Source organism: Kitasatospora sp. NPDC058048 (assembly GCF_042885555.1).
GTDB classification, from domain to species: domain Bacteria; phylum Actinomycetota; class Actinomycetes; order Streptomycetales; family Streptomycetaceae; genus Kitasatospora; species Kitasatospora lactacystinica.
Genome location: NZ_JBHVRT010000010.1, coordinates 241,742 through 257,333, shown reverse-complemented (window position 1 = coordinate 257,333; position 15,592 = coordinate 241,742). Strand labels below are relative to the sequence as shown.

Here is a 15,592-nt window from a genome sequence, read left to right as displayed (position 1 = left end):
GCCGGGTGCTCCCCCACGGAGCACCCGGCCGATCGCCGTTACTGCGGGCGTCAGGTCGCGGTCGGCGCCCCCGGGTGGGACGCCCGGCCGCCGGACAGGTCGGCCAGCGGCGCACTGCCCAGCACCCCGCCGAGCAGCCCGCCGGAGCTCGGGCTGGACTTGGACCCCGGCCCCGCACCGCCGGCACCGGGGGTGCTGCGCGACGCGGGTGCCGTGCCGCCCGGGCCGGTGGGCGGCGCGGGCGCGGCCGGGGAGGCGCCCGACCCGGCCTCCGCCCTGCCCGAGTGCCCCTTGCCGCTCGGCGTCGGGGTGGCGGGCTTGGCGGGCGGCGTGGTGGCCGGGGTGGTCGCGCTCGGCGTCGGGGTGGCCGGGCGCGGGGCGGCGGGCGGGGGCGTGGTGGACGTGCCCTTGCCACCGCCGGGGGCGCCGGACGGACTGCCCGACGGCCAGACCGGGGTGCCGTAGTCGGTGGCCGGACGGTCCGGCGCCTGGTGCGCCCGGGCGCCGGTGCGGACGGCGGCGCCGAGCATCGAGCCGAGCAGCAGGGTCAGGCCGACCACGACCGTGGTGACCACGGCGCCGCGGCGCAGCACCCGGCGGCGCAGTGCCCCGGTGGTGTCCGCGCCGAACCGGCGCCAGGCCTCCAGGCCGAGCCGCCCGTCCAGCGAGGCGAACGGCGCCCCGGCGATCAGCAGCGGGCTCCACGCCGCGAGGAAGATCAGGTCCGGGGTGTCGTAGACCGGGACGGCCCGCCAGCTGACGGTGAACAGCAGCGCGGCGGAGAGCGCCATCGCGGCGCCGGCGGCGAGCCGCTGCCAGAGGCCGAGGACGGTCAGCACGCCGACCACGATCTGGGTGAACGACACCGCCAGGCCGGCGCCCACCGGGTGCGCCATGGCGAAGGCCAGCAGCGGCTCGGCGACCCTCCAGGGGTGCAGCGAGGAGAGCCAGCGCATCATCGAACCGCGCTCGCCGCCGTCGAAGTACACCGGGTCGCAGAGCTTGCTGAACCCGGCGTAGACCGCGAGCGAGCCGAGGACGGCGCGCAGCGGCAGCAGCACCAGGCCGAGGTCGACCCGGCGGCCGGGGTACCAGGGCTGCTTGCCCGCGGCGTCGGCGGCGGAGACCTCGGGCAGCTCGCCGCTCGGGGTCCAGCCGTGCGGTTCGCCGACCGGGCCGACTCCCGCGTCGGTGGCGGTGCCGGCGCCCTCGCGGGGCTGGCGCGGGACGGCCCGGGCGCCCGCGAGGGAGGGGAGCGCCCGGGTGTCCGGCTCGACCAGGCGGACGCCGCCGGCCGGGGTGCCGCCGAGGCGCACCGCTTCCAGCAGCTGGGTGGCCGCGAGGTCCCCGGGGGGTGCCTGGCCGGTCCAGGTGACGGCGGTGACCCGGCCCTTGCGGCGCGGCGCGCCGCCGGCCCCGGCCCCGGCCAGCGCCGGGACGGCGGAGGCGGGCACGACGACCTGCGGGGTGACCAGCGGACGGCGGATCAGGCCCTGGTTGGCGTACGGGTCGCCGAACGCGGCGCCGGTGGACAGCAGTCCGGCCGGGGCCTCGATCAGCGGCGCCGTCGGGGCGCCGAGCCGCAGCCGGAAGCTCGCCTGGGTGCTGCTGAGCCGCGAAGGGTCCGACTCCACCTTGACGGTGTTGAGGGCGGGGCCCGCGTCTATCCCGGAACTGCCGTTGCCGAACAGGGGGCGCCGAAGTGTTCTGGTGTCCACGCCCGTCTAACCGGGTGACGGCCGCTTAGGACACTCTGCCGGGTGGATGTCCGGCGCACACTTGAAGTGATCATGAAAAAAGCGATCGGGCCCGATCGGGCCCGATCGCCTTCCACTCGGATTGCGGGGAATTCGGAAGATCGCCTGCGCTCCGCACCCCCGCCGTGCTCAGCACCAAGCGCTCGGCACCAAGCGCCAAGCGCCAAGCGCTCAGCTCTCAGCGCTCAGCTCTCGGCACTCAGCGCTTGGCGCGCAGCCGCGCGGCCTCGTACAGCACGATGCCCGCCGCGACACCGGCGTTCAGCGACTCGGTCAGGCCGGACATCGGGATCCGGACCCGCATGTCGCAGGTCTCCGAGACCAGCCGGGACAGGCCCTTGCCCTCGCTGCCCGCGACGATCACCACCGGACCGGTCAGCAGCGCCAGGTCGCCGATCTCGGCCTCGCCGTCGGCGGCCAGGCCGACCACCATCAGGCCGGCCTTCTGGTAGGCCTCCAGGGCGCGGGTCATGTTGGTGGCCCGGGCGACGGGCAGTCGGGCCGCGGCGCCGGAGGAGGTCTTCCAGGCACCGGCGGTCATGCCGGCCGCGCGGCGCTCGGGGATGACCACGCCGTGCGCGCCGAAGGCGGCGGCGGAGCGGACCACGGCGCCCAGGTTGCGCGAGTCGGTCACGCCGTCCAGCGCGATGATCAGCGCGTCCTGGCCGGCGTCGGCGGCATCCGCCAGGAGGTCCTCGGGGTGCGCGTACTCGTACGGCGGCACCTGGAGCACCAGGCCCTGGTGGTTCATCCCGCCGGTCATCTGGTCCAGCTGGGGCCGCGGGGCCTCCATCAGCGGGATGCCGCGGTCGTTGGCGGCCTGGAAGGCGTCACGGACCCGGTCGTCGGTGTCGATGAACTGCTGGACGTACAGCGCGTTGGCCGGCACGTCGCCCTGCAGGGCCTCGACCACCGAGTTGCGGCCGAAGACCAGTTCGGCGCTGCCCGCGCCGCCGCGGCCGCCGCGACCGCCGCCGCCGGCCCGGCGCATGCCGGCCCGGGCCTTGGCGTCCCGCTCGCGCTTGATCGCGGCGTTGGCGGCGCGCTGCTTGGGGTGACCCTTGCGCTCCGCACCGGGCGGGGTCGGACCCTTGCCCTGGAGCGCCTTCCGGCTGTGCCCGCCGGTACCGACAGACGCGCCCTTCTTCGATCCGGGGTTGCGGCGGTTCCTGCGCTGGCTGTTGCCGGCCATGGCTGTACTTCCTGTCTGTCCGGCATGCCCCGACCGCCCCGGTCTGCCCGGTGGCCGCCGACGACATGCGTACGTCATGCGGGAGGGCCGCACCGGTCCGGTACGGCCCACCCATCACCCCGATCGTCGGATGGGGTTACTGGCTGTTGATCGTCCAGCGCGGGCCGGACGGGGTGTCCTCGATCGCCAGCCCGGCCAGGCCGAGCTGGTCGCGGATGGCATCCGCGGTGGCGAAGTCCTTGCGCTCGCGCGCCGCCTGCCGCTGGTCCAGGACCAGGCGGACCAGCGAGTCGACCACGCCGTGAAGGTCCTCGCCGCGCTCCGTCCCGGCCCAGTGCGGGTCGAGCGGGTCGAGGCCCAGTACACCGAGCATCGCACGGACCTCGGCCAGTCGCGCCACCACGCTCTCCTTGTCGTCCGCGTTCAGGGCGCTGTTGCCCTGGCGGACGGCGGTGTGCACGACGGCCAGCGCCTGCGGGACGCCGAAGTCGTCGTCCATCGCCTCGGCGAAGGCCGGCGGCACCTCGGGCGCCGCGTCGACCGTGCCGCAGCGCTCGACGGCGCGCTGGATGAAGCCCTCGATCCGGCCGAAACCGGCCTCGGCCTCGCGCAGCGACTCCTCGCTGTACTCGATCATCGAGCGGTAGTGCGGGGCGGCCAGGTAGTAGCGGAGCACGATCGGCCGCCACGCCCGGACCATCTCGGAGACCAGCACCGAGTTGCCCAGCGACTTGCTCATCTTCTCGCCGGCCATGGTGACCCAGGCGTTGTGCACCCAGAAGTTGGCGAAGTCGTCACCGTAGGCCTTGGACTGGGCGATCTCGTTCTCGTGGTGCGGGAAGATCAGGTCCAGCCCGCCGCCGTGGATGTCGAAGGCCGCGCCCAGGTACTTGTGGGCCATCGCCGAGCACTCCAGGTGCCAGCCCGGACGGCCGGGGCCCCACGGGGTCTCCCAGCTCGGCTCGCCCGGCTTGGCGGCCTTCCACATCGCGAAGTCGCGCTGGTCCCGCTTGCCGGTCTCGCCCTCGCCCTCGGGCTGGCGCAGGTCGTCCAGCTTCTGGTTGGAGAGCGCCAGGTAGTCGGGGTACGACCGCACGTCGAAGTAGACGTTCCCGTCGGCCGCGTAGGCGTGGCCCCTGGCGATGAGGCCCTGCATCATCGCGATCATCTCGGGGATGTGCCCGGTGGCCCGCGGCTCGACGGTCGGCCGCAGGCAGCCGAGCGCGTCGTAGCCGTCGTTGAAGGCGCGCTCGTTCTCGTAGCCGATCTGCCACCACGGCGTGCCGAGCTCGCGCTCCTTGGCGATGATCTTGTCGTCGATGTCGGTGACGTTCCGGGCGAAGGTCACCTGGTAGCCGCGGTAGGCGAACCACCGCTGCATGATGTCGAAGTTGAGGTACGACCGGATGTGCCCGATGTGTGGCGCCGACTGGACGGTAGCGCCGCACAGGTAGATCGAGACACAACCCGGTACAAGCGGGACGAAGTCGCGTACCTGGCGGGTGCTGGTGTCGTACAGACGAATGCTCACAGCGTCAAGCGTAGTGGGCAGCAGGGGGTGCCCCGCCACATTCCCCGGGACAACGGGGGCGTGATCCCGGGGAAACAGTGGCCCGCGGGCGGGGTCAGATGCTGCCGAGCACCTTGCGCGGGGCGAGCCGGACGACCACCCGGACGTCGTCCGGACCGTCCCAGGTGTACTTGTCCACGCCGCGGTACTTGGCGGCCAGCTCGTCGATCAGCTCCCGGCCGCCCTCGGTGGTCAGCGAGACCTCACCGCGGGCCTCCAGGTACTCGTACGGGTCCTCCGACGGGTTGACGAGGATCGAGACCCGCGGGTCCCGCTCCAGGTTGAGGTGCTTGCGGCGGCCCTGGACGGTGGAGAACAGGATGTCGTCGCCGTCCCGCTTGACCCAGACCACCGAGGACTGGGGGCTGCCGTCGGGCTGGATCGTGGAGACCACGGCGAAGCTCTTGTCGTCGAGCAGCGCCTTGGCACGGTCGGAGAGCTGGGCGGTCACGGATTACCTCTTCTCGTCGGCGGTTCGGCCCGAGCGGAAGCCCGTACGGGCCCGAGCCGAACAGTAGCGACTCGGGCCCCGCGGACGCCGGGTGAACACCCGTCAGGGGCGGTTTCTTCCCGCCCGCTCACCGCGACCGGCTCAACGCCGTTCGTACACCAGGGCGGTGGCGATCGCGGCCAGCCCCTCGGCCCGGCCGGTCAGGCCCAGTCCGTCGGTGGTGGTGCCGGAGACGGACACCGGGGCACCGACCGCCCCGGACAGCGCCGCCTGCGCCTCGTCCCGCCGCTTGCCGATCTTCGGCCGCACGCCGATCACCTGGACGGCGACGTTGCCGATCTCGAAGCCCGCCTCGCGGACCAGCCGGGCCGCCTCGCCGAGCAGCTTCACCCCGGACGCGCCGGCCCACTCCGGGCGGTCGGTGCCGAAGTGGGCGCCCAGGTCGCCGATCCCGGCGGCCGAGAACAGCGCGTCGCAGGCGGCGTGGGCGGCGACGTCGGCGTCCGAGTGCCCGGAGAGCCCGGCCCCGGCGTCCGGCCAGTCCAGCCCGGCCACCCGGAGCGGGCGGCCGGCCTCGAAGGCGTGCACGTCGGTGCCGATCCCCACCCGGGGGATCACGGGGGCGGTCTGCGGGTCAGTAGGCATCGGCGGCCCTCCTGCGGGCGAGTACGGCCTCGGCGAGCACGAGGTCCAGTGGACGGGTGACCTTGAACGCCTCCTCGTGGCCGGGCACCACGACGACCCGGCCGCCGTAGCGCTCGACCAGGCCGGCGTCGTCGGTGACCGGCGGCGCGTCGGCGGTGCCGTCGCTCTCCTCGGCCAGCGCCTTGGCGTGCACCTCGACCAGGGTGGCGCGCTCGAAGCCCTGCGGGGTCTGCACCGCGCGCAGGGTGGCGCGCTCGGGCGTGTCGAGCACCGGCTCGGGACCGCCCGGGTTCGGCTCGACCCGCTTCACCGTGTCGGCCAGCGGCACCGCGGGCACCACGGCCCGCGCCCCGGCCCGGACGGCGGCCGCGACGGCGTCCACCACCTCGACCGGGACCAGCGGGCGGGCCGCGTCGTGCACCAGCACGATCCCGACCTCGTCCGGGATCGCGGCCAGGCCGAGCCGGACCGACTCCTGGCGGGTCGCCCCGCCGGCCACCACCCGGATGTCCTTGTCGTCCAGCCCGTGGCTGTCCAGCAGGGCGACCACCTCGGCCACCCCGTCGGCGGGCGCGGCGACCACGACCAGGCCGACCGCCCGGCTGCGGGCCAGGGCCCGGACGGCGTGCACCAGGAGCGGCACACCCCCCAGTTCCCGCAGGGCCTTCGGGGCTCCCGGCCCCAGCCGCTCACCGCGTCCGGCGGCGGGCACCACTGCTGCTGCGACTGCTCCTGACGCGTTCAGGTTTCACTCCTTCGGCGAAGTGGGTATGGCCATGGCGTGCCCGGCGGGCGCACCGGGCCCCTTCCGAAGAACCACGGTCCACCGCCCGCCGCACAGCTCCGCAAGCTCCCCGCAACAGCGGGAGCCGAAACGGTCTTGCCGGCCTCGGCCGGCCAGGGCGGGTGGCGTGGTCCGGACATGCCTCAGCGCCCGAAGTGCCAATGCACCACTCCCGGACGGTTCGTCCGAGGAGCGGCGCGCCGGCACCGGGCGCTGTGAGCGTTGGGCGGCAGCCCGACCGCACTGCGGTGGCGCGCGCTACGAGGCGAGGACCTCGTCGAGCAGCGTCTCCGCCTTGTCCTCGTTGGTGTTCTCCGCCAGCGCGAGCTCGCTGACGAGGATCTGGCGCGCCTTCGCGAGCATTCGCTTCTCGCCGGCCGAGAGGCCGCGCTCGCGCTCGCGGCGCCAGAGGTCGCGAACGACCTCGGCGACCTTGATGACATCACCCGAGGCGAGCTTCTCCAGGTTCGCCTTGTAGCGACGGGACCAGTTGGTCGGCTCTTCCGTGTACGGTGCCCGCAGCACCTCGAAGACCCGGTCCAGACCCTCCTGGCCGACCACATCGCGCACACCGACGAACTCCGCGTTCTCGGCGGGCACGCGGAGCGTCAGGTCTCCCTGCTGCACCTTGAGCACCAGGTAGGTCTTGTCCACACCTTTGATCTGGCGGGTTTCGATGGCCTCGATCAGCGCGGCCCCGTGATGGGGGTAGACCACCGTGTCGCCAACCTTGAACGTCATGTGACAGGACCCCTTCCGTGGCTTTCCAGAATAACACGCTTCTCGGCACACTCGAAGGGCGTTTTCGCAGGTCAGGGCCGGTCTCGGGGCTTGACAACGACCCCCATGACGTGCTGCGACCGATGTTCGAGGGCGGCTTCCCGCAGGTCGGAGGCGGTTCCGGGGTTGGACGAAACCCTTGCGCAACACCCCCGCAACCATGATTGGATCTTGAGCTTTCACCCCTTTTCGGGTCGCGACCGAATCGTTATTCGATCTTGGTCGAACCTTGTCCGTCGAGTGACCTGGACACGTCGAGCGTGCCGCCGGACGGCCCCCCGGCGGCCCCCGGGAGTGCGACACGGGGGCCACCCCGTGAGGAGCGCATAAGTGAGGTCGATAATCTGAGACCTGACCTACCGACACGTGACTTAGGAGAAGCCGCCGCCGTGAGCCGCAGCCTTCGACGCGGCAGCATCGCCGCCATCGCCGCCATCGCCATCGCCTCGCTGTCCTCCTGCGCCGCCGGCAACACGCCGGATACCTTGCAGATCAAGCCCGACAACGCTGCGGCGACCCTCGGGACCAACCTCCGGCTGAACAACATCGTGGTCGTCACCGGGGAGAACACCGCGGGCGACTACACCGGTGCCGCCAGCGTGGTCGTGAACATCGCGAACACCGCGAACAACCCGGCCGAGCTCCAGTCCGTCACCGTCGGCGGTGCCTCTGCCACCTTCGCGGACGCCGCCGGCGCTCCGCTGTCCAGCATCGTCGTCCCGGCCGGCGGCGCGGTCGCGATCGGCGGTCAGGGCAACCCGTCCGCCACCGTCGCCTCCGCGACCGTCCACGTCGGCGGCTTCGCCCCGACCGTCTTCACCTTCAAGGACGGCCAGAAGGTCGAGGCCCAGGCCGGCGTGAACCCGGACCTCGGCCTCTACAACGGCTACGGGCCGACCCCGTCGCCGACCGCCACCCCTGCCAAGACCGCCACCCCCGGCGCCACCGCCCCGGCCACCGGCGCCACCACCCCGGGGGCGCCGACCACCGGCGCCGCCGTCCCGGCCGGCACCACCGCTCCGGCCGTCCCGGCCGCGCACTGACACCGCACCCCGCCCCCGGCGGGCCCGCCAGGGCCCGCCGGAGCGACGCGAAGGCCCCCTCCGGCTGCTGCCGGCGGGGGCCTTCCGCGTGGTCGGGACGGTTTACGGCTCGAACTTGTAGCCCAGGCCGCGGACGGTGACCAGGTAGCGCGGCGCGCCCGGGTCCGGCTCGATCTTGGCCCGCAGGCGCTTCACATGGACGTCCAGGGTCTTGGTGTCGCCGACGTAGTCCGCGCCCCACACCCGGTCGATCAGCTGCATCCGGGTGAGCACCCGGCCCGCGTTGCGCAGCAGCATCTCCAGCAGGTCGAACTCCTTCAGCGGCAGGTCGACCTTGGCGCCGTCCACGGTCACCACGTGGCGGTCCACGTCCATCCGGACCGGGCCCGCCTCCAGGGCGCCCGGGCCGCCGCCGTTGTCGCCCGCGCCGCCGTCCTCGCCGCGGCGGCGCAGCACCGCGCGGATCCGCGCGACCAGCTCGCGGGTGGAGTACGGCTTGGTGACGTAGTCGTCAGCGCCTATCTCCAGGCCGACGACCTTGTCGATCTCGCTGTCCTTGGCGGTCACCATGATCACCGGGACGTTGGAGCGCACCCGGAGCTGGCGGCAGACCTCGGTGCCGGGCAGGCCCGGCAGCATCAGGTCGAGCAGGACGAGGTCGGCACCGTTGCGTTCGAACTGCTCCAGGGCGTCGGGGCCGGTGGCGGCGACGGCCACCTCGAAGCCCTCCTTGCGGAGCATGTACGAGAGGGCGTCGCTGAACGACTCCTCGTCCTCGACCACCAGTACTCGGGTCACGATCAGGCCTCCGGGGCAAGCTGAGGGGTTGTGTCTGACAGGTGTTGTTTCCGTTCCCCGGCGGGGAACGGACGGTCCGTACGGGCCGTGGTGAGGGTTCGGGGTGCGGCGGCGGGCCCGGCGGGGTCGCCGCCCGGCGCGCGGTCCGGCGTGTCAACGGGACCGTCGAACGCGTCGGACTCGTCGTCGAACGCGTCGTCGGGCTCGTCCTCCGTGGGTGCCTGCCCGGCGGGCAGGCGGACGGTGAAGGTCGAACCCTGGCCCTCGACGCTCCACACCGAGACGGTGCCGCCGTGCGAGGCCGCGACGTGCTTGACGATGGACAGGCCCAGGCCGGTGCCGCCGGTCGCCCGGGAGCGGGCGGGGTCGACGCGGTAGAACCGCTCGAAGACCCGCTCGCGGTCCTTCTCGGAGATGCCGATGCCCTGGTCGGTGACCGAGATCTCGATGAGCTCGCCGTCCGCCTCCCCGAGCGCCGCGGCGCTGGAGATCCGGCGGGTGGCGATGGCCACCCGGGTGCGGGGCGGGCTGTAGTTGACGGCGTTCTCGACCAGGTTGCCGAGCGCGGCGGCGAGCTGGCCGCGGTTGCCGTGCAGGTAGAGGCCGGCGATGCCGCCCGCCGCGATCAGGATCTGCTTGGCGGCGGCCTGCTGGCGGCAGCGGTCGATCGCCTCGGCGATCAGCTCGTCCACCGCGACCGGCTCCGGGTCGACCATCAGCCGGTCGTCCTGGACCCGGGAGAGGTCGATGATCTCCTGCACCAGGCTGGCCAGCCGGGCCGCCTCGACCTGCATCCGGCCGGCGAAGCGCTGCACCGCCTCCGGGTCGTCGGACGCGTCGACGACCGCCTCGGAGAGCAGCGACAGGGCGCCGACCGGGGTCTTGAGCTCATGGCTGACGTTGGCCACGAAGTCCCGGCGGACGGCTTCCACGCGGCGCCGCTCGGTCTGGTCCTCGACCAGCACCAGCACCAGTCGGGAGCCCAGCGGGGCCACCCGGACGGAGACCGCGAGCGGCTCCGCCGCGCGGGCCGCGCCCGGCCGGGGCACCTCCAGTTCGACCTGGCGGATCTCGCCGTCCCTGCGGGTGGCGCGGGCCAGCCCGAGCATCTGGTCCACAGCGACGGCGCCACCGCGCACCAGGCCCATCGCGTACGCCGCCGAGCTGGCCTTGACCACCTCGTCGCCCTCGCCCAGCACGATCGCGCAGGAGCGGAGCACGGAGAGCACGGTGTCGACCCCGGGCGGCAGCGGCGGCTCGGGGTTGCCGGTGCCCAGTGACTGGTACCGGCCGGGGTTCCTGCCGCCGGTTGCGCTGTACCTGCCCCTGGCCTGCTCGCGCTCGCTCCAGCGGAAAGCGATGGAGGCGGTGAGGCCGACGCCGAGCCCGGCTATGGCACAGGCAGCGGCGGCGGCCACGTTCACGTCCATGTGGCCAGCGTAAGCGCACGACCAGGGCAGTCCCCATGCACTGGGTCAAGGCATCCACCACGCGTTGCCGAGAATTCACCTTCAGGTAGCTGTCGATTCACCGTAGCGGCCGTGCACCGTCGCCCTGGCGGCGGAAAGTTGGCCGGGCAGCCCGTGTGGGAGAGATCGGTGTGCCGAACAGCGGCCATCGGCTCGGGTGTGCGCGTACGATGCGCGCCACCAGCAGCGGTCACCCGGACGCCGGAACGGCGGTCGTACGGGCCGGCCGGTCGGCACCGCCACCGACACAGCTACTGAGGAGAGAACATGCGCGACGCGTACCACGAGGAACTCGATGCGATCGGCGACAGCCTGGTCGAGATGGCCCGGCTGGTCGGATCGGCGATGGGCCGGGCCACCACCGCCCTCCTCGACGCGGACCTGGCGCTGGCGGAGAGCGTGATCGCCGCCGACGAGAAGGTCAACGAGCTCCACCACGAGCTGGAGAACCGGGCCATCGACCTCCTCGCCCGCCAGCAGCCGGTCGCCACCGACCTGCGCATCGTCGTCACCTCGCTGCGGATGAGCGCCGACCTGGAGCGCTGCGGCGACCTCGCCCGGCACGTCGCCAAGGTCGCGCGGATGCGCTACCCCGACACCGCCGTGCCGAGCGACCTGCACTCCACCGTCCTGGAGATGGGCCAGCTCGCCCAGCGCCTGGTGGCCAAGGCCGGCCTGGTCATCGCCACCAAGGACGTCGACAAGGCCCTGGAGATGGAGCAGGACGACGACGCGATCGACACCCTGCACCGCGAGCTGCTGTCGCACCTGATCGACGAGCGCTGGCACCACGGCATAGAGACCGCCGTCGACATCACCCTGGTCGGCCGCTACTACGAGCGCTTCGCGGACCACGCGGTGTCGGTCGCCAAGCGCGTGGTGTACCTGGTGACGGGCGAGCACGTGGCCGAGTTCGTGGCCGCCACCGAGGCCGCCGAGGCCGCGCCGGTCGACTGACCGCCGGTCCGGGCTCACCCGAGGGGTGAGTAAACCTGTGGCAAGGGTGGTGCGGGCGCACGGACTTCCGTGCGCCCCACCACTGCGCGCCCGTTGACGCTCATCCGTTCGACGGCTTCACTCGACGTTGGGGGCACAGGACTGTGCCCGTCACAAGGAGGGAAGCTCGATGAAGGCCAACCCGTCCCGACCGGCAACCGCCCACGACTCCGTCGAGCCACCCGCCCCGAAGCTGCTTCCCGTCCTCGCGGCCGGCTGCGGCTGCGGCCCGGGCTGCGGCTGCGGCTGCCAGTCCGGCGCGCCCTGCCAGTGCGGAGGCGCCGACGGCGGCTGCTGCGGCGGCCACTGAACGCGGCACCGCCCGAGGAGCTCCCGAGGTGCACGGCCCACCCGTGACCGTGCACCTCGCGCGTTCCGGCCTGCTCGCCCGCTCACCCTCCCGCGGGCCTTCCGCAGGTCAGAACCGGACGTCGGAGCAGGAGTAGAAGGCGTTCCCGGTGTCGGAGATCGTCCAGACCGCGACGACCACCTGGTGCCCGGTGCGCCCGCCCGGGACGGTCGCGGTGTGGCTGAGCGTGCTCGGCACCTGCTTCCCGCCGTACGGGACGGTCAGGAAGGGCGTCAGGTCCAGGTTGGCGCGGGTGACCGGCTGGCTCGCGTCGTAGCCCGGCTTGGTCATGTAGTACCGGAAGTCGGCGGTCGCGTGCCGGGCGGTGAAGGTCCAGGTGAAGGTGAGCTGCTGGCCCGCCGTCACCGGCGTGGTCGGCCAGGCGCCGCCGTGGGGGTCGTCCAGCTCGGCGAAGCGGGCGTTGCCGCCGGCGCAGATGGTGCCGTCCGAGGGGCCGAGGGCCGGGAAGCCCTTGGGGCCCTCGACGCTCTGCGGCTCCCACTGGATGTCACCGCAGTCCCACGGGACGCCGTCCACGTGGGTGTCGCAGAGCGCGGCCCGGCTGGGCGGGGTCGAGATCCAGCCGTGGGACGAGGCCGGGAAGGCGAGGGTCAGCGGGATCGCCAGCGCGGCGACGGCGGCCCCGACGATGTGACGTGTGCGCATGGTGCTCCTCCGTGGGGGTGGATGGAGTGTGCGCCGGGGGCGCGGACGCGCGCGCGTGGGGGTGCGGCGGCCCGGACGGGGAGATCCCGGCATGCCTGCGCCAGTCCGGTGCCCTCACGGTAGGAGTGGCCGACCGAGCCCGTCAATGGTCTGAACCAGTTTCCCATGCACTGCCCAACTCCCCTCCCGCGCAGTCAGGTTGAACCCGAACCGACCGAGAACGAACCGACCGAAAACGAACGAGCCCCGCCCCCGGTCGGACCGGGGGCGGGGCCGTAGCGGCAAGCGGCTTACTTCTTGCCCTGGTTCTTGACGGCCTCGATGGCGGCCGCGGCGGCGTCCGGGTCGAGGTAGCGGCCGCCCGGGGTGACGGGCTTGAAGTCGGCGTCCAGCTCGTACACCAGCGGGATGCCGGTCGGGATGTTCAGGCCGGCGATGGCCTCGTCGGAGACGCCGTCGAGGTGCTTGACCAGCGCGCGCAGGCTGTTGCCGTGGGCGGTGACCAGCACGGTCCGGCCGGCGGCGAGGTCCGGGACGATGGCGTCGTACCAGTACGGGAGCATCCGCTCCACGACGTCCTTCAGGCACTCGGTGCGCGGACGCAGCTCGCTCGGGATCTCGGCGTAACGGGCGTCGCCGGCCTGCGAGTACTCGGAGTCGTCGGCCAGCACCGGCGGCGGGGTGTCGTACGAGCGGCGCCACAGCTGGAACTGCTCCTCGCCGAACTCGGCCAGGGTCTGGGCCTTGTCCTTGCCCTGGAGCGCACCGTAGTGGCGCTCGTTCAGCCGCCAGCTGCGGCTGACCGGGATCCAGTGCCGGTCGGCCTTGTCCAGGGCGATCTGCGAGGTGCGGATGGCGCGGCGCAGCAGCGAGGTGTGCAGCACGTCGGGGAGCAGACCCTCGGCGGCCAGGAGCTCGCCCCCGCGGGCGGCCTCCTTCTCGCCCTTCTCGTTGAGGTCGACATCGACCCAACCGGTGAACAGGTTCTTCTGGTTCCACTGGCTCTCGCCGTGGCGGAGCAGGATGAGTCGGTACGTCGTGTCAGCCATGGCCCCCAGCTTAGTGGGGGCCCGGAAAACCCCTGGTGGGGACCTTCGCCCAATGTGTAATGTGTGCCTCGCGCATCTGACACTTACAAGCGTCGGCTGACCGGGCCTGCCGCACCGATCGGCGGACGCCTGCCCCCGGGAGCCCCCACATGCTCGTCACCGCCGGTTTCCGAAGAATGATCCAGGAGACGGCGGGCGGGCTGCCGCGCCAGTTCTGGTGGCTCTGGGTCTCGACCCTGGTCAACCGGCTCGGCGCCTTCGTGGTCACCTTCCTCGCGCTCTACCTCACCAGCAGCCGCGGGTACTCGGCCACCTACGCGGGCCTGGTCGCCGCCCTGTTCGGCCTCGGCTCGGCGGCCTCCGCGATCATCGCCGGCGTGCTGACCGACCGGGTCGGACGCCGTCCGACCCTGCTCGCCGCCCAGCTCGGCACCGCGCTGTTCACCGCCGTGCTCGGCTTCACGGACGGTCAGGTCGCGATCGCGGTGGTGGCCTTCCTCGTGGGCTTCTGCAACAACGCCACCCGGCCGGCCATCTCGGCGATCATCGCGGACATCGTCCCGGTCGCCGACCGGGTCCGCGCCTACTCGCTGAACTTCTGGGCGATCAACCTGGGCTTCGGCCTCTCCTCGGCCGTCGCCGGCCTGATCGCCAGCCACGGCTACCTCACGCTCTTCCTGCTGGACGCGCTCTCCACGGCGCTGTGCGCGGTGGTGATCTTCGTCAGGATCCCGGAGACGAAGCCCGACGTCCGGACGGCGAAGGCCGACGAACCGGCGGTCGGCCTCGGCACCGTGTTCCGCGACCGCCGCTTCATGGCCGTGGTCGGCCTCACCCTGCTGCTCGCCCTGGTGCTGCAGCAGGGTGCCACCACCCTCGCGGTGGACATGGGCCGCCGGGGCATCACGTCCACCGAGTACGGCCTGGTCATCGGCCTGAACGGGCTGCTGATCGTGCTGCTGCAGATCCCGCTCACCCGGTGGGTCGAGAGCCGCAGCCGGTCGGCCATGCTGGCGGCGGCCTCGCTGTTCATCGGCTGGGGATTCGGGCTGACGGCCCTGGCCGGGTCGTCCGCGTGGTTCTACGCCGGCACGGTGGCGGTCTGGACGGTCGGGGAGATCCTCTACACGCCGACCCTCATGGGCCTGATCGCCGAACTGTCGCCGACCCATGCCCGCGGGCGCTACCAGGGCGTCTACTCGCTCGCCTGGTCGCTCGCCTCGTTCCTCGGCCCGGCCGTCGGCGGGGTGCTGCTGGAGCGGGCCGGCGGCGGGGCGCTGTGGGGCGCGTGCGGAGTCTGCGGCACGGTCGCCGCGGTCGGCTACCTGCTGCTGGGCAAGCGGACCGGCGCCGCCCAGGGCATCCGGCCCGGCGGGACCGTCGTCACGGTCCCGGCGCCCGCGGCGGAACCCGCCGGGAAGACCCCGGCGGGCGCCTGACCGAACGGGTCGGTCCGAACGGGTCGGACCGCACGGGTCAGTCCGCGTCCGGGGCGCCCGCCGGCGGCTCCTTCGGGGCGGCCAGGTGGGCGAAGGCGGCCAGGTTGCGGGTGGACTCCCCGCGCTTGGTCCGCCACTCCCACTCCCGGCGGATCGCCGTGGCGAAGCCCAGTTCCAGCAGGGTGTTGAACGGCTCGTCCGCGTTCTCCAGCACCGTCCCGAGCAGCCGGTCCACGACCTGCGGGGTGAGCGCCTCCAGCGGCAGCCGGCCGGCCAGGTAGACGTCGCCGAGCGCGTCGACCGCGTAGCCGACGCCGTACAGCCGGGTGTTGCGCTCCAGCAGCCAGCGGTAGACGGCCTCGTGGTTCTCGTCCGGACGGCGGATCACGAAGGCGTTCACCGACAGGGTGTGGTCGCCGACCCGCAGGGCGCAGGTGGTGCTCAGCTTCCGGGTGCCCGGGAGGGCCGCCACCAGCGTGTACGGGTCGGTGGCGGTCGGTTCCCAGGCCACCCCGGCGTCGTCCAGGGCGGTGCGCAGGAGGGTCAGGGCCTCGTCCTTGGTGCGGATTGCCATGGGGGTGACGTTACTCGCCGGTACCGGGCG

General features: G+C 73.0%; 16 protein-coding genes. 4 read left to right on the top strand and 12 right to left on the bottom strand.

All coding sequences use genetic code 11. The features are described from left to right. Window positions 1-50: 50 nt before the first annotated feature. From ACFVVA_RS14230 to ACFVVA_RS14200, 7 genes are all read right to left on the bottom strand, one after another. The gene (locus tag ACFVVA_RS14230; protein WP_387689140.1) at window positions 51-1,718 is read right to left on the bottom strand and encodes a DoxX family membrane protein; all 1,668 of its coding nucleotides are present in this window, start codon (window positions 1,716-1,718) and stop codon (window positions 51-53) included. A gap of 238 nt (window positions 1,719-1,956) precedes the next feature. Beyond that, entirely contained in the window at window positions 1,957-2,949 is a 993-nt protein-coding gene (gene rlmB, locus ACFVVA_RS14225) for a 23S rRNA (guanosine(2251)-2'-O)-methyltransferase RlmB (RefSeq protein ID WP_387689137.1), read from the bottom strand. A 136-nt stretch (window positions 2,950-3,085) separates the two neighbouring features. Further along, the gene (gene cysS / locus ACFVVA_RS14220) at window positions 3,086-4,480 is read right to left on the bottom strand and encodes a cysteine--tRNA ligase (protein ID WP_387689134.1); all 1,395 of its coding nucleotides are present in this window, start codon (window positions 4,478-4,480) and stop codon (window positions 3,086-3,088) included. A gap of 94 nt (window positions 4,481-4,574) precedes the next feature. Further along, on the bottom strand, window positions 4,575-4,970 hold the full coding sequence (locus ACFVVA_RS14215) for a PPOX class F420-dependent oxidoreductase (protein WP_387689131.1): 396 nt from the start codon (window positions 4,968-4,970) through the stop codon (window positions 4,575-4,577). Window positions 4,971-5,111: 141 nt separating this feature from the next. Next, window positions 5,112-5,615, bottom strand: coding sequence for a 2-C-methyl-D-erythritol 2,4-cyclodiphosphate synthase (gene ispF, locus ACFVVA_RS14210; RefSeq protein ID WP_359913742.1), 504 nt, complete (start codon window positions 5,613-5,615; stop codon window positions 5,112-5,114). Continuing rightward, the gene (gene ispD, locus ACFVVA_RS14205) at window positions 5,605-6,360 is read right to left on the bottom strand and encodes a 2-C-methyl-D-erythritol 4-phosphate cytidylyltransferase (RefSeq protein ID WP_387689160.1); all 756 of its coding nucleotides are present in this window, start codon (window positions 6,358-6,360) and stop codon (window positions 5,605-5,607) included. The genes ispF and ispD overlap by 11 nt, the downstream gene beginning before the upstream one ends. A 297-nt stretch (window positions 6,361-6,657) precedes the next feature. Further along, window positions 6,658-7,140, bottom strand: coding sequence for a CarD family transcriptional regulator (locus tag ACFVVA_RS14200; protein WP_014136563.1), 483 nt, complete (start codon window positions 7,138-7,140; stop codon window positions 6,658-6,660). Window positions 7,141-7,568: 428 nt separating this feature from the next. On the opposite strand from ACFVVA_RS14200, the gene ACFVVA_RS14195 reads away from it, so the two are divergent. Then, window positions 7,569-8,222, top strand: a complete 654-nt coding sequence (locus tag ACFVVA_RS14195) for a DUF461 domain-containing protein (RefSeq protein WP_387689127.1) — start codon at window positions 7,569-7,571, stop codon at window positions 8,220-8,222. 102 nt (window positions 8,223-8,324) lie between these two features. On the opposite strand, the gene ACFVVA_RS14190 is transcribed toward ACFVVA_RS14195, so the two are convergent. Continuing rightward, complete coding sequence (locus tag ACFVVA_RS14190; RefSeq protein WP_031069385.1) at window positions 8,325-9,020, bottom strand: response regulator transcription factor; 696 nt, start codon at window positions 9,018-9,020, stop codon at window positions 8,325-8,327. Window positions 9,021-9,022: 2 nt separating this feature from the next. Then, on the bottom strand, window positions 9,023-10,450 hold the full coding sequence (locus ACFVVA_RS14185; protein WP_387689124.1) for a sensor histidine kinase: 1,428 nt from the start codon (window positions 10,448-10,450) through the stop codon (window positions 9,023-9,025). Window positions 10,451-10,756: 306 nt separating this feature from the next. Between ACFVVA_RS14185 and phoU the strand changes: the two genes are divergently transcribed. Then, complete coding sequence (phoU, locus tag ACFVVA_RS14180; protein WP_359830323.1) at window positions 10,757-11,446, top strand: phosphate signaling complex protein PhoU; 690 nt, start codon at window positions 10,757-10,759, stop codon at window positions 11,444-11,446. A gap of 169 nt (window positions 11,447-11,615) precedes the next feature. Then, window positions 11,616-11,795 (top strand): hypothetical protein, encoded by a 180-nt coding sequence (locus ACFVVA_RS14175; RefSeq protein WP_387689121.1) that lies wholly within the window; start codon window positions 11,616-11,618, stop codon window positions 11,793-11,795. 108 nt (window positions 11,796-11,903) lie between these two features. Here ACFVVA_RS14175 and ACFVVA_RS14170 read toward each other — a convergent pair whose 3' ends face one another. After that, the gene (locus tag ACFVVA_RS14170; protein WP_359913730.1) at window positions 11,904-12,500 is read right to left on the bottom strand and encodes a lytic polysaccharide monooxygenase; all 597 of its coding nucleotides are present in this window, start codon (window positions 12,498-12,500) and stop codon (window positions 11,904-11,906) included. A 290-nt stretch (window positions 12,501-12,790) separates the two neighbouring features. After that, on the bottom strand, window positions 12,791-13,549 hold the full coding sequence (locus tag ACFVVA_RS14165) for a phosphoglyceromutase (RefSeq protein WP_359913728.1): 759 nt from the start codon (window positions 13,547-13,549) through the stop codon (window positions 12,791-12,793). Window positions 13,550-13,725: 176 nt separating this feature from the next. Between ACFVVA_RS14165 and ACFVVA_RS14160 the strand changes: the two genes are divergently transcribed. Continuing rightward, entirely contained in the window at window positions 13,726-14,988 is a 1,263-nt protein-coding gene (locus ACFVVA_RS14160) for an MDR family MFS transporter (protein WP_387689117.1), read from the top strand. 37 nt (window positions 14,989-15,025) lie between these two features. Here the strand turns inward: ACFVVA_RS14160 and ACFVVA_RS14155 are convergent, their stop codons facing one another. Continuing rightward, window positions 15,026-15,562 (bottom strand): YbjN domain-containing protein, encoded by a 537-nt coding sequence (locus tag ACFVVA_RS14155; RefSeq protein ID WP_387689115.1) that lies wholly within the window; start codon window positions 15,560-15,562, stop codon window positions 15,026-15,028. Between the last annotated feature and the right edge of the window lie 30 nt (window positions 15,563-15,592).